Consider the following 12,586-nt stretch of genomic DNA (forward strand, 5'->3'; position numbering starts at 1 on the left):
TTGCATGGCCTATCTTGCGCTACCGAGGAACGCCGATCCCAAGGCCAGACGCATAATTCAGGCCGGGGAAGATCACGCTGTTGACCTGCTGCACCCCGACGTTCATGCGCGCGGTGAGGATGTCGGCGAGCACGCGGCGATAGTCGGTGGTGATCTGGAGACCGTCGTTGAAGCCGAAATGCTTCAGCCCAGGCCATTCGCCGTAGACCTGTCCCCCGCGGATGTTGCCGTGGCTACCGACGACCAACATGACGTTGCCGGCGCCATGGTCGGTGCCGCCGCTGGCGTTTTCATAAAGCACGCGGCCGAATTCACTCACGACGACCACCACAAAGCGCCCGCGCCAGGCCGGGTCGGCGTTCATGTCGTCGCAAAACGCCTTGATGTTGTTGGCCAGGTTGGCGATCAGGCGACAATAGCGAGAGTTGCCGCTCCAGTCCACGACGCCCTGGTTGTCATGCGTGTCGTAGCCGCCGCCCACGTCGATGGTGGCGACGCGCAGCGGATTGGCGAGCGAGCTTTTCGCCAGTTGCGCCACGGTTTTCAACGAATGACCAAAGTGGCCATAATCCGCCACGTGCGACGCATCGGTCAGATACGGCGCCGACGGCGTGTAGCTCGTCTCCAGCACGTCGCGCAACATGTCGTAATTTTGCAGGGCGGAGCGCCCCACCTGCTCGATGAAATCGCCCCCACGCTGATACATCTGCTCCAACAGCGCCCGCTGCGCCGCCTCCAGCGCCGAGGCGTTCTCGTGCGAGGTCCACTGCCGCGTCTTCCACTGTGGGCCAAAGTTTTCCGGGTCGGGAACCGCCACTGCGCTGCGACCGGTCAGCGAAAGGAGCGAGGGCGGAATGCCCCATTGCGGCGCCACCGCCAGCGCATCGTTGGGTTCGCCCGCGGCGTCGAGATAGCGCGCCAGCCAGCCGCCCTGATTGTTTTTGCCCCCCAAATCAACGTACAACTCGGTGTCGAAATGGGAGCCGGTCACGTCGGGCGAGCCGCAGGCGTCGACGATCGCCAGGTCTCCGCGCTGAAAGAGCGCATAGAGGCCGCCTGTGTCGGACGCATGGCCGTTGGGGACGTTGACGCCCGCCGCGCCGCGTGCAGCGTCGGGATGGAGGGCAAAGCGTCCGTCCAGGTCGATGGCCTTGCGCGTGGCGCTAGAGTTCGGAGCCGGCACGCTCAGCGTGGGGCGTAGCTTGTTGTAATACAGATCGCGATCTGTTGCACCGGTGTTGAAAGGCACAAGCAAATTCAGCCCATCCAGCCCGCCGCGCACAAAAATCAGCACCAACAAATCGCGCTGGAGAGGCGGCTGCTGAGGCGAAAACGCGGCGCCTGTAGGTGCAGACGCCGTCAACCGATGCGGCGCATGGCTGTCGAAGAGCAGGTTGGTGATGCCAAAGCCGCGCATGGCCGCCGCCGCGGCGAAACCCGAGCATCCCTGCAGAAACGTTCGGCGTGAAATCGGGCGAGTCATATTCCAGATTGTGGGGAGCAGAGGGGCGGATTGTCAACGGACAATTTCACGACGGAAAACTTCCGTTTCAAAGACGATGCAGCTGCGGCGCTCACTACCTAGAAATTCAATGGAATTTTCAAACTCACGGTTACCCAAAGGATGCTCGATCTTGCCCCAACCCTTTTTGCCTACCTTTCGCCGCCACCCTGGTGACCAGGCGCCTAAGACATCACCACAAAGGCACAAAGACACAAAAAACCAAAAAACCACGAGGATTTGATATCTTTTCCTCTCTCTTTTGAGTGTCCTTTGTGTCTTTGAGTCTTAGTGGTTCACCATCTTACCCGAACCCTCGCAGCGCCTCCTCGGTTCGCTCAAAAACCTTACGCCTCGCCGACGCCAGGCGCAACTGCGAGCCGCGCCCGGCGTGTCAAAGGCGCCTGGGGAATGATCGCCTCCGGCAAGACATGGCCATCTGCCGAATCAACCGGCCTCCTTTGCATACGCCTCGATCGGCAGGCAGGCGCAGACCAGATGTCGGTCGCCGTAGACGTTGTCGATGCGCGAGACGTAGGGCCAGAATTTGCGTTCGCGCACCCAGGGCGCCGGGAAAGCAGCCTGTTCCCGACTGTAGGGGCGCCCCCACGCTCCGGCGATGACGGCGGCGGTGTGCGGCGCATGTTTGAGGGGGTTGTTCTGGGGGTCGCTGCGCCCGTCGCGCACGGCGAGAATCTCGGCGTGAATCTGAATCATCGCCTGACAGAAGCGCTCTAGCTCCGCCAGTGATTCGCTTTCGGTCGGCTCGATCATTAACGTGCCCGGCACCGGGAAGGAGAGCGTCGGCGCATGGAAGCCGAAGTCCATTAAACGCTTCGCCACATCCTCGGCGGTGACGCCTGTTTCATGTTCGAGTGGCCGCAGGTCGATGATGCATTCGTGCGCCACGCGGCCATGCTCGCCTTTGTACAGCACCGGGAAATAGGGGTCAAGCCGCGCCGCGATATAGTTGGCGTTGAGGATGGCGACCTTGGTGGCCTGGGTCAGCCCTTCGGCGCCCATCATGGCGATGTAGGCGTAGGGAATCATCAAGATGCCGGCGCTGCCCCACGGCGCCGCCGAAACCGAACCGACCGAATGCGCCCCGCCGACGCCGGCCACAACTGCGCTGCCGGGCAGGAAAGGCGTCAGATGCGCCGCCACGCAAATGGGGCCAACCCCCGGCCCGCCGCCGCCGTGAGGAATCGTAAACGTCTTGTGCAGATTGAGATGGCAGACGTCCGCCCCGATGGCCGCCGGGCTGGTCAGGCCAACCTGGGCGTTCATGTTGGCGCCGTCCATATAGACCTGCCCTCCGCGGGCGTGGATGATATCGCAGATCTCGCGGATGGCGGCCTCGAAGACGCCGTGCGTCGAGGGGTAGGTGACCATCAGCGCAGCCAGGCGGTCGGCGTAGGCGTCGGCCTTGGCGCGCAGATCCTCGACGTCGATGTTGCCGTTGCGATCACACGCCACCACGACCACCTCCATGCCCGCCATCACCGCGCTGGCCGGATTCGTGCCGTGCGCCGAGGAAGGGATGAGACAGACGTTGCGATGCCCTTCCCCGCGTGAACGATGGTAGGCGCGGATCACCAGCAGGCCGGCGTACTCGCCTTGCGAACCGGCGTTCGGCTGCAGCGAGACTGCGTCGAGGCCGGTGATCTCCTTCAGCCACTGCTCGAGCCTTCTGAACAGCTCCAGATAGCCCTGCGCCTGGTCGAGCGGGACAAAGGGGTGGAGGTTGGCGAACTCCGGCCAGGTGACGGGCAGCATCTCGGTGGTGGCGTTGAGCTTCATCGTGCAGGAGCCGAGCGGAATCATCGAGTGCGTCAACGAGAGATCGCGCGACTCCAACCGCTTGATGTAGCGCAACATCTCATGTTCGGTGTGATAGCTGTTGAAGACCGGATGCGTCAAGAAAGCGCTGTTGCGCGCAAAAGGCGCCGGATAGGACAGATCTATTTGGCGCGCCAGCGCCTCCAGGTCCGTTGCGCCGTCGTCGCCGAAAATTTCGAGCAACACCTGCAACTCTTTGACGGTGGTCGGCTCGTCGAGCGAGACGCCTACGCCGCCGTCGGCGTAGAAGCGCAGGTTGATCTGATTGGCGTGCGCCAACCGTTCGATTTGCTCCTGCGTATGCGGCCCGCCGCTGACCTTGAGGGTGTCGAAAATCGGCCCGGCGTTGACGGTGTAGCCCAACGCCTGCAGTCGAGTGCGCAACAGCTCGGTCAGCAGGTGAATGCGCTGCGCGATGGCGGTCAGCCCTTGCGGCCCATGATAGACGGCGTACATGGAGGCCATCACCGCCAGGAGCACCTGCGCTGTACAGATGTTGCTGGTCGCTTTGTCGCGGCGGATATGCTGTTCGCGCGTCTGTAAGGCGAGGCGCAGGGCGGGGTTGCCTTCTGCGTCGATCGAGACGCCCACCAACCGCCCCGGCATCAGCCGCTTGAACTCTTCTCGCGTCGCCATGAACGCCGCATGCGGCCCGCCGAAGCCCATCGGCACGCCAAAGCGCTGTGCGCTGCCGACGGCGATGTCGGCGCCGAATGCGCCGGGCGGCGTCAACAATGTCAACGCCAGCAGATCGGTGGCGACGACGACGAGCGCGCCCGCGGCGTGGGCGCGTGTACAGAATGCGCTGAAATCGTGGATCGTTCCCTCGGTGTCGGGATATTGCACCAGCGCGCCGAAAGTCCGGTCGCCGAAGTCGTAGCTCGCGTGGTCCCCCACCACGACCGTGTAGCCGAGCGGCTCGGCGCGCGTGCGCACCACGTCGATCGTCTGTGGATGGCATTTCTCCGACACGAAGAAGACGTTGCCGGTGTGGCCGCGCTTCTGGGCGCGTTTTGCCATCGTCATCGCCTCGGCTGCGGCGGTGCCCTCGTCGAGCAACGAGGCGTTGGCGATGTCCATGCCGGTCAGGTCGATGACCATGGTCTGAAAGTTCAGCAACGCCTCGAGCCGCCCCTGCGCGATCTCGGCCTGGTAGGGCGTGTATTGCGTATACCAGCCGGGGTTTTCCAGGATGTTGCGCTGGATCACGCCGGGGGTCAGCGTTCCGTAGTATCCCATGCCGATAAAAGAACGGTAAACGCGATTGCGACTGGCCAGGCTGCGCAGTTCGGCCAACACTTCGGACTCACTGCGCGGCGGCTCCAGACGCAGCGGCTCTTGCAGCCGAATCTGCGGCGGGACGGCCTCATCGATCAGCGCATCGAGGCTGTCGACGCCCAACACCTCCACCATGCGCTCGATGTCGAAGGGCGAGGGGCCGAGATGACGTCGTGGGAACGTATCCAGGGGCTTGAGCAGTTCAATCGGATCGAAGTGCGGCATGATCGGGTTCTCCTTTGTTCAGAATCAACGCGTTCTCACCATCAAAAATGAAGCGCAGAAACGCTGCGGCGTCTATGCACCACAGAACAAAAAACGGGCGCCTCGAAAGAGATGCCCGTTGCCTCTGTCCTTGACCTGAGAGATTGACCGGAATCGACCGGCTTGCCCCGTGGGTGGCGGCGGTCAGCTCTGTCCCCCGCGCTTTCCAGAGTTGCCAGCACATTGCGATCCTTTTGCCTGAGAGTGTCACCGTGCAGCCGTGGCGAGCTGCGCAGCTTGCACCTTCGGCGACCGGGTTCAAACCGATTCTCTCTCACAATGTGTATGGCGTTGCTATGCGATTGTGCACATACAGTATATCACAAAATTCCAGGTTGCAATGAAAAATACTTCCAAAAGACGGGAAGGAACAATGAGCGATGGAAGGTTTCAACCCGGCGCTTTGGCGGAACAATTCTGACCGCGATCGGAGCGAGGCCCTCGGCCCCACGTTTCGGCGGCCCTAGGGTCCCGAACAACGCAGAGAAGCGCCGCTTGCAGCTGCGCCTACAAGGTTGCTTCATTCGATGGGAGGAGACTATACACAACACAACGCAGTGCGCAGCAAACTTTTCTATCTCCGAAACCAGAGGGTGCGGAATCGATCCGGCTTCCGCACCCTCCACTCGCTTCTCGTCGGCTGCACAGGAAAATGGAGGCGTCTCGCCTCATTTCAGCTCGTTGCGCGTATATCCGAGGATTTCGCGCGCAACAATCAGTGTGTTGATCTGGCCGGTGCCCTCGTAGATGTCGTTGATCTTGGCGTCCCGCATCCACTTTTCGACCAGGAATTCGGTGCTGTAGCCGAGAGGGCCGAGCAATTCCACCGCTTTTTGCGTCACGATCGTCACGGCGCGGCCGGCCTTGACCTTCGCCATGGAGGATTCCAGCTTGTTTTCCCTACGCGCGTCCAGAAGCGCGGCGGCCTTGAGCGTAAGCAGCCAGGCGGCGCGCAACTGCGCCTCCATCTCGAGCAGGTCCGCCTGGACGGCGCTCAACTTCCAGCGCGGCTTGCCGTATTCCATCTTGACACCTTCTTTGGCCAGCGTGTCGCGCGTGAACTCAAAGGCGGCGCGGCCGACGCCGATGGCGCTGGCGGCGACAATCGGCCGCGTGGCGTCGAAGGTTTTCATGGCGCCCTTGAAGCCTTTATCGCCTACGCCCGTTTTCACTTCGGCGTCGCCGAGGATGTTGTCCGCCGGAATGCGGGCGTTGTCAAAGATGATTGTGGCGGTGTCGCTGGCGCGGATGCCGAGCTTCTCTTCGACCTTGGCCACGACGACCCCCGGCGTGCCCGCCTCAACGACGAAGGGTTTCATTCCGGCGCGGCCCGCCTTTTTATCCACCGTCGCCCAGACCACCACCAATCCATCTGACTCTTCAAGCGCCAATTTCCCGTTGGTGCAGAAGATTTTCTGGCCGTTGAGAATCCACTCCTGAGTCTCCGGATCAAAGGTCGCCGTCGTCTGAATGTTGCTGGTGTCGGAGCCGGCCTGGGGTTCGGTCATGGCCATGGCCCCCCATTTCGGCTCCCCTTCGGTGTAGCGCGTGAGGAAGCGTTCGATCTGCTCCGGCGTGCCCACCGCCTGGATGGCCGCGCCGCCCAGCGCGCCGCCGGGGATGCATAGATAGATGCCGGCGTCGCCCCAACTGAGCATTTCGATCATGTGAATGAGCGAAAGATTGGCGATGCTTTCGCGTTCCTGCTCCTCTTCAGCGGGCGGCGCCTCCACCACCGCCACGCCGTGGCCGTTCGTCTGCGCTGCGCGCAGCGCTTCTTGCTTTTTGAGGGCGCGCTTCTTCGCAGCGGCGATATTGGCGCGCTCCATTTCTTTCATCCTGGGCCACATGGCGTGGATGTAGCGCCACGGCCGTTCATGCTCATGCTCGTCCAGATACCGGCTGTCTGGCCGCATCACGTGCTCGGCGATGACCTGCACGTCGCGCAGTTGGCGTTCGATCGATTCCGGCAGCTTAAATTCGATTGGCATTGTTTTGTTCCTCTTGACCGAAGTGTGAGACCTCTATTCTCTCGACTAGGCAATCACTGCCCCATCTAAGGTGGCAAAGCCGCGACCGTTGCGCAGCCACAGCTCGACCGGATGGTCGCGGATGTAACCATGTCCGCCCAACACCTGCACGGCGCCATCGGTCACCTCAAGCACCATCTTGTCTGCATAGGTCTTGGCCAGGTAGGCGGCTTTGGTGGCGTCTTCGCCGGCGTCATATTTGTAGGCGGCTTCCCACACCATCAGCCGCGTCGCCTCGATTTCGATGCGCATGTTGGCGAGCATGAAAGCGATACTCTGGCGGTGGGCGATCGGCTCGCCGAAGGCCACGCGCTCTTTGGCGTAGTTCAAGGCGTATTCATAGGCTGCGCGCGCGACGCCCACCGCCAGCGCGCCGAGCGTGATGCGGCTCAACGTCAACAGGCGTTGGATGCGAATGCCTTTCAGCCCACCTAATCGATTGGCCTTCGGGACGGCGACATTCTCGAACTCGACTTCGTACATCTCCAGCGCCTGCACGCCCATCAACTTCACGCGCTTGCCGACTTTCACGCCGCTTGCGTTCCCAGGGGCAATAAACGCCTGCGTGACGCCGTTTTCCTGAGCATAGACCAGGAAAAGCTCAGCCTGTTTGGCCAGGGGAACATAGGTTTTCTTGCCGTTGATGACGTACTCGTCGCCCCGTTTCTCCGCGGTGGTGCGCAACTCCGCCGGGTCAAACTGCACGACCGGCTCGACGATGGCGGCGGTGGCTCGTGGGAAAGCATCCCCGCAGAACATTGAAAGATATTGCGCTTTCTGTTGGTCTGTGCCGAACTGAGCGATGGGGATGGCGAAAAGGTTAGGCGTCAACAGGTGCAGCGTAATGCCGAGGTCGCCCCATGCCATCTCTTCCAGATAGAGAGCGCTGGTCAGCGCCGAATACTCTCCATAGCCGCCATATTGGGCGTCGATCAGGCCGGGCAACAGCCCCAGCTCCCAGCCCATCTGCACGACCTTCTCCGGCGTCTGCTTAGACTCTTCCGCCTCGCGATAGACGGCGCGCAGATTTTTCTCTGCATATTTGTGGACTGTGTCCACCAACATTTTTTGTTCCGGCGTCATGTCGAACGAATACATAATGGCTCCGTTTGGGAAAACTTGGACGAAGGTCGGTGTTGTCGAAGAGTCGCCCGGCGACCTCCCGTCCGTGCACCGAATGTCGAAAAGGGATTGCATTTGTAGCGTAGGGTTTTGATGTTGCGCTGCGGTTGCGAGAAGGTTGAAACGCCATCGAGCTCCGCCCCTTCGGCGTCACTCCCTCTGCGTCAGGTGCGACGCCGACGAACGGTCGCATCCTCTCCGCACGACTCCCCATCTCTCCTGTTCCATGGTACAATAGCGGCCATGAGCGCCGGTGTGCAGCAGCCGCACGACAAGCTCTTCCGCACCGTCTTCTCCGACGTCGAGGAGGCGGCGCTCTTCCTACGCGAGCACCTGCCCCCCTCGCTGGCCAGCCGGGTGGAGTGGTCGAGCCTGCGGCTGGTCGAGACCAGCTTCGTCGACGAGGCGCTGCGCGACAGCGAGTCCGACCTGCTCTATGCGGCGCAGATGAAGGAAGGCGACGCTCCGCTCTTCCTGTATCTGCTCTTCGAGCATCAGTCCAAGCCCGACCCGTGGATGCGCTTTCGGCTGCTCAAGTACATGTGTCGCATCTGGGACGAGTCGTTCAAGGAGCGGCCGGAGCAGAGCGAGCTGCCGGCGATTGCGCCGGTGGTCTTCTATCAGGGCGAGAGCGAGTGGCGCTATTCGACCGAGTTCGTCGACCTCTTCGCCGCAGGCGTGCGGGAGTATGACTTTCCGCCTCGCTTCGCCCACTATCTCATCGACCAGTCGGGGCTGGCGCCGGAGGAGGTGAAGGGCGGGCTGAAGGCGAAGGTGGCGCAGCTGCTGATGATGGCGGCCTATCAGAAGCGCATGCGCGAGGCGCTGCGGCTGGCGGCACCGTTGGTGGCGCAGCTGACGCGCACGGGCGGGCTGGACTACGTGGCGGTCTTTGTGATTTACCTGGCGTCGACGCAGGAGCGTCGGGTGGTGAACGAGTTTGCGGCGCAGGTCAAGCGCCTTGCGCCGGAGACAGGAGGGGATATGCTGACCTACGCTGAGGAGTTGCGACAGGAAGGACGCAAAGAAGGGCTGCAGGAAGGACTGCAGAAAGGATTGCAGGAAGGACTGCAGAAAGGCGAGATCAAAGGCAAAATCGAGACGATTGAGAGCCTGTTGGCGGTCGGCGCCGAGTGGTCGCTCATCACCACGGCGACGGGCATCACGCCGGAGCAGTTTGCGTGGCTGAAGGAAGAACTCCAACGGCTCGGAGACCTCCAACCCTCGGAGGATGACCAGCCATAGCCGCCAGGGGCAAGCGCTGCGCCGGAAGAGTCCGTCTGACGCCGCAAGTCGGCACGCTGTAAGGGCGGGTAGCGCCGGCTTCGTCTACGACGGCGATGGCCGACGGGTCAAGGCGACGGTCAACGGTGTGACGACCTGTTACGTCGGCGACGATTACGAGGTCTCCGGCGGCTTGGTCAGAAACACTCCAGCGCCAGAGGCCGCTGCGCATCGCGATGCGCAGCGACGGGATGCTCCTTTCACCTTCCTCATACAAAACGCAGCGTGAGCGGCGGCTGCCCGTGCATCTCCAGCACAAAAATATCGCCCTGGCGCGCCGGGATCGTCGCCGCCAGCGCGCCGGAGATGACGACGTCGCCGGCGCGCAAAGGGATTCCGAAGCTTTGCAGCTTGTTGGCGAGCCACGCCACCGCCGTGGCCGGATGTCCCAACGCCGCTGCGCCGACGCCAAAGACCGCCGGACGCCCGTTGTGACTCATCACCATGCCGACGGTTCTGAGGTCGCTCTTCCGCAGGCTGCGACTCCAAGGGCCGAGGGTCAGCCCGCCGTAGGATGCGTTGTCGGCGATGGTGTCGGCCAGACGAATGCGCCAGTTGTCGATGCGACTGTCGACGATTTCGACGGCGGCGGCCAGGGCGTCGGTGACGGCGAGCACCTGCTGCGGCGTGACGCCAGGCCTGTCCAACGTCTCGCCGATCAGAAAGGCAATCTCTCCTTCCACCCTGGGCTGCAGAAAGAGGTCGATCGGCGCTTCGGCGCGGCCGTTCACCGCCGGGAAATAGCGCGACGCCCACAACGTCCCATAGTCCGGTTCATCGACGCCCATCTGCTCCTGCACCGCTTTGCTGGTCAGCCCGATCTTGCGCCCCAGGATGCGTTCTCCGCGCGCCACGCGCAGCGCAGTCCAGCGCGTCTGGATGGCGTAGGCGGTGGCTGCATCTGTCACGCCCTCGCTTTCTGTGAGAGGCGGGATCGTAAAACGCTCTTCCCAAGCGCGATCGAGCCGCTGCGCCAGCGCGTCGATGTTCTGTTCGCGCCCATCTGCATGTTTTTCGGCGGCTGTGGATCGTTCAGACATGAGGAGATACTCCGCTATGCCACTTTTGCCAATAGAAGAGGGTCATCTGCGCTTCTCACTTCAAGGACTCCGGCTTCGGCGGGAACGGCCTGCCCCGGCGAGCCGAGAAAGACAATTTGCCCAGCGGCCAGGCCCCCTACGCTACGCGCCAGCCAGCACAGCCGCTCCTCAACGTTGCCCAGGGCGTCCATCGGCCCTTCGCAGCGCAAGACGCCGTTGAGATAGAGGCGCAGCGTTCCCGAAGGCGGCGCCTCCAGCAGGCGATTGCCCAACAGAAACGCGCCGCCGGACGCATTGTCGGCGATCACCTCGACGGCGCTGAAGCAGTAGTCCATCCACACGCTGTCCAACACGTCGACGCCGAGGAAATAACCGCCGACAGCATGGGCGGCCATGCCGGGCTCCGCCTCTGCAGGCAAGGCTTTGCGCAGAACCACAGCGATCTCCGGCTCCAGCCGCGGCTGGATGAAGTCGCTCAACCGGACCTCGCCCTCAAGCAACATCGAGCGACGAATCCGCCCGTAGATCGGCTGCTGCACACCCATCTGCGCCTGCTTGGCAGGGCTGATGAAGCCGAGTTTGTAGCCCACGCAATCAGCTTGCGTCTGCAGATGGCGCTGAATGCGATAGGCGCTGGCAATGTCTACATCCCATTCGCGTGCGCGCCCTGGCATCGAGATGCGATTTCGCCGCGCCTCGGCGATGACGTCGGCCAGGGCCTGTTCAGCAGCGTTCAGCTTCATGCTTGCGTCCAGGAGTGCGTCAAATGCGTCTTATTGAACTTCGCTGAAAAAGTGCGTCAACAGTTCATGGAAGCGCCGACTGTGCTCGATCTGCGTCCAGTGGCTGCAGCGGCCGATGATATGCATCTCCACATTTTGCAGGCGATTCACCAAATAGTAGCTGGTTTCGACCGGCACGATCAAATCGTCGCGACCGTGGACAAGCAACACCGGATGCTCGATACGGCGCAGCGTCGAATCGGGCACGATCAGGTCGTCGAGATGTTTTTGACGTGGGGAGGGGAACATGGCTGTGAAGGAGCGTCGCACTTCTTCTTTCATCGCCGCCGCGTAGCGAATGCGCACGATCTCATCCAACCGCTCGCGCAGAAAGCTATCATCGTAGACGAACCAGCGGATCGCCTGGGCCAGCAACGCCGGCGAAGGATCGTCATAGAACCCCCACAGTCGATCCAGCTCCGGCGTGAGGCGACAGGGCGCGCCGATGGCGCCCATCAGCACCACGCGCTCGAAGCGTTGGGGCGCCTCCATGAGCAGATGCAGCGCAACCGCGCCGCCCATGGAGTTGCCGACAAGATGCGCCTGCTCAACGCCCAGGGCGTCGAGCAACCCCAACATCTGATCCACCCACAGACGCATCCACCCGCGCATGCCGGTCGGCGCCGGCTCGGGGTGATGACTTTCGCCAAAGCCGATCAGATCGGGTGCAATGCAATCCCAGCGATCGCTCAGCGCAGGGAGAGCAAGTTGCCAGTTCGACCAGCCGTTGGCGCCAGGTCCGGAGCCATGAATGAAGAGGATAGACGTTGCACCTGTTCCCTCGCCCTGACGATGATAGTTGGTGACCTGCCCGCGGATCGTTATTTGTTTCGCCGATGACATAGGTTGCCTTTCGCCTGTTCTGAAAGTAGAGTCAATCCAAAGCCCCAAAGACGCAAGGAAAACCAGAGGGAGCCCACCGACTACGCCTCGGACGCCAGTCGGCCATATTGCCCCCGATAAAAGAGCAGCGGTCGGCCATCGCGGTGATGCAGATGCTCCACCTGGCCGATAAAGAGGGTGTGATCGCCGGCCGGATGGGCGTCGACGATGCGCGCAACCACATGAGCCAGTGCATCGGCCAGCAGAGGCGTCTCGCCGTGCCAGATGAACGTGGGCTGCAGCCCCTCGACCGGCCTGCCGCTGAAATGGCGGCTGTAATGCTCCTGCGCTTCGGTCAATTTGCTGACGCCATAGGTGCGACCGACGGCGAGAAGCTGGTGCATGCGCGCATTGCGGCCGATGGAGACCAACACCAACGGCGGCTCCAGCGACACGGAGAGAAAAGCGTTGGCGGTCATGCCGTGCACCTGTCCTTCCCAGGCTGTGGTGACGACGGTGACGCCTGTGGCGAAACACCCCATGGTCGTCCGAAAGAGACGCGCATCGATCACGCTCGGCTGTGGGGCGACTTCAATGTTCATTCGAGGACTCCTTTGCAAACCA

The 12,586-nt window shown here is 62.3% G+C and carries 10 protein-coding genes and 2 riboswitches; of the genes, 2 read left to right on the forward strand and 8 right to left on the reverse strand.

All coding sequences use genetic code 11. The features are described 5' to 3' along the window. Positions 1–19 precede the first annotated feature (19 nt). From Q0367_RS02690 to Q0367_RS02705, 4 genes are all read right to left on the reverse strand, one after another. The gene (locus tag Q0367_RS02690) at positions 20–1,417 is read right to left on the reverse strand and encodes a DUF1501 domain-containing protein (protein ID WP_297633344.1); all 1,398 of its coding nucleotides are present in this window, start codon (positions 1,415–1,417) and stop codon (positions 20–22) included. Positions 1,418–1,948: 531 nt separating this feature from the next. Further along, positions 1,949–4,843, reverse strand: a complete 2,895-nt coding sequence (gene gcvP, locus Q0367_RS02695) for an aminomethyl-transferring glycine dehydrogenase (protein ID WP_298980841.1) — start codon at positions 4,841–4,843, stop codon at positions 1,949–1,951. A gap of 122 nt (positions 4,844–4,965) precedes the next feature. Then, a riboswitch (glycine riboswitch) is annotated at positions 4,966–5,054 on the reverse strand. Positions 5,055–5,058: 4 nt separating this feature from the next. After that, positions 5,059–5,169, reverse strand: a riboswitch (glycine riboswitch). A 381-nt stretch (positions 5,170–5,550) separates the two neighbouring features. Next, positions 5,551–6,873, reverse strand: a complete 1,323-nt coding sequence (locus tag Q0367_RS02700; RefSeq protein ID WP_297633340.1) for an acyl-CoA dehydrogenase family protein — start codon at positions 6,871–6,873, stop codon at positions 5,551–5,553. Between the two features lie 45 nt (positions 6,874–6,918). After that, positions 6,919–8,010 carry an acyl-CoA dehydrogenase family protein gene (locus Q0367_RS02705; RefSeq protein WP_297633338.1) on the reverse strand — a complete coding sequence of 364 codons (1,092 nt, stop codon included), beginning with the start codon at positions 8,008–8,010 and terminating at the stop codon, positions 6,919–6,921. A gap of 267 nt (positions 8,011–8,277) precedes the next feature. On the opposite strand from Q0367_RS02705, the gene Q0367_RS02710 reads away from it, so the two are divergent. After that, positions 8,278–9,279: an Rpn family recombination-promoting nuclease/putative transposase gene (locus Q0367_RS02710; protein WP_297633336.1), complete on the forward strand. Its 1,002-nt coding sequence runs from the start codon at positions 8,278–8,280 to the stop codon at positions 9,277–9,279. After that, positions 9,266–9,547, forward strand: a complete 282-nt coding sequence (locus Q0367_RS02715; RefSeq protein ID WP_297633333.1) for a hypothetical protein — start codon at positions 9,266–9,268, stop codon at positions 9,545–9,547. Before Q0367_RS02710 ends, Q0367_RS02715 begins: the two co-directional genes overlap by 14 nt. Here Q0367_RS02715 and Q0367_RS02720 read toward each other — a convergent pair. From Q0367_RS02720 to Q0367_RS02735, 4 genes are all read right to left on the reverse strand, one after another. Next, positions 9,528–10,358: a 2-keto-4-pentenoate hydratase gene (locus tag Q0367_RS02720; protein WP_297633331.1), complete on the reverse strand. Its 831-nt coding sequence runs from the start codon at positions 10,356–10,358 to the stop codon at positions 9,528–9,530. The two genes, Q0367_RS02715 and Q0367_RS02720, sit on opposite strands and share 20 nt — an antisense overlap. Before the next feature lie 14 nt (positions 10,359–10,372). Then, a complete protein-coding gene (locus tag Q0367_RS02725; protein ID WP_297633328.1) occupies positions 10,373–11,101 on the reverse strand; it encodes a 2-keto-4-pentenoate hydratase in 729 nt (242 codons plus the stop codon). A gap of 30 nt (positions 11,102–11,131) precedes the next feature. After that, positions 11,132–11,983 (reverse strand): alpha/beta fold hydrolase, encoded by an 852-nt coding sequence (locus tag Q0367_RS02730; RefSeq protein WP_297633326.1) that lies wholly within the window; start codon positions 11,981–11,983, stop codon positions 11,132–11,134. An 80-nt stretch (positions 11,984–12,063) separates the two neighbouring features. Next, the gene (locus Q0367_RS02735) at positions 12,064–12,564 is read right to left on the reverse strand and encodes a flavin reductase family protein (RefSeq protein WP_297633324.1); all 501 of its coding nucleotides are present in this window, start codon (positions 12,562–12,564) and stop codon (positions 12,064–12,066) included. Positions 12,565–12,586 lie beyond the last annotated feature (22 nt).

It is taken from the genome of uncultured Caldilinea sp. (genome assembly GCF_937128415.1).
In the GTDB taxonomy this organism is placed as follows: Bacteria; Chloroflexota; Anaerolineae; order Caldilineales; family Caldilineaceae; genus Caldilinea.

What these genes read in the sequence shown, in the direction of transcription:
- Q0367_RS02735 (WP_297633324.1), bottom strand. Translation starts at nt 12,564, where the DNA reads ATGAACATTGAAGTCGCCCCACAGCCGAGCGTGATCGATGCGCGTCTC.
- Q0367_RS02690 (WP_297633344.1), bottom strand. Translation starts at nt 1,417, where the DNA reads ATGCGCGGCTTTGGCATCACCAACCTGCTCTTCGACAGCCATGCGCCG.
- Q0367_RS02710 (WP_297633336.1), top strand. Translation starts at nt 8,278, where the DNA reads ATGAGCGCCGGTGTGCAGCAGCCGCACGACAAGCTCTTCCGCACCGTC.
- Q0367_RS02725 (WP_297633328.1), bottom strand. Translation starts at nt 11,101, where the DNA reads ATGAAGCTGAACGCTGCTGAACAGGCCCTGGCCGACGTCATCGCCGAG.
- gcvP (WP_298980841.1), bottom strand. Translation starts at nt 4,843, where the DNA reads ATGCCGCACTTCGATCCGATTGAACTGCTCAAGCCCCTGGATACGTTC.
- Q0367_RS02720 (WP_297633331.1), bottom strand. Translation starts at nt 10,358, where the DNA reads ATGTCTGAACGATCCACAGCCGCCGAAAAACATGCAGATGGGCGCGAA.
- Q0367_RS02730 (WP_297633326.1), bottom strand. Translation starts at nt 11,983, where the DNA reads ATGTCATCGGCGAAACAAATAACGATCCGCGGGCAGGTCACCAACTAT.
- Q0367_RS02700 (WP_297633340.1), bottom strand. Translation starts at nt 6,873, where the DNA reads ATGCCAATCGAATTTAAGCTGCCGGAATCGATCGAACGCCAACTGCGC.
- Q0367_RS02705 (WP_297633338.1), bottom strand. Translation starts at nt 8,010, where the DNA reads ATGTATTCGTTCGACATGACGCCGGAACAAAAAATGTTGGTGGACACA.
- Q0367_RS02715 (WP_297633333.1), top strand. Translation starts at nt 9,266, where the DNA reads ATGACCAGCCATAGCCGCCAGGGGCAAGCGCTGCGCCGGAAGAGTCCG.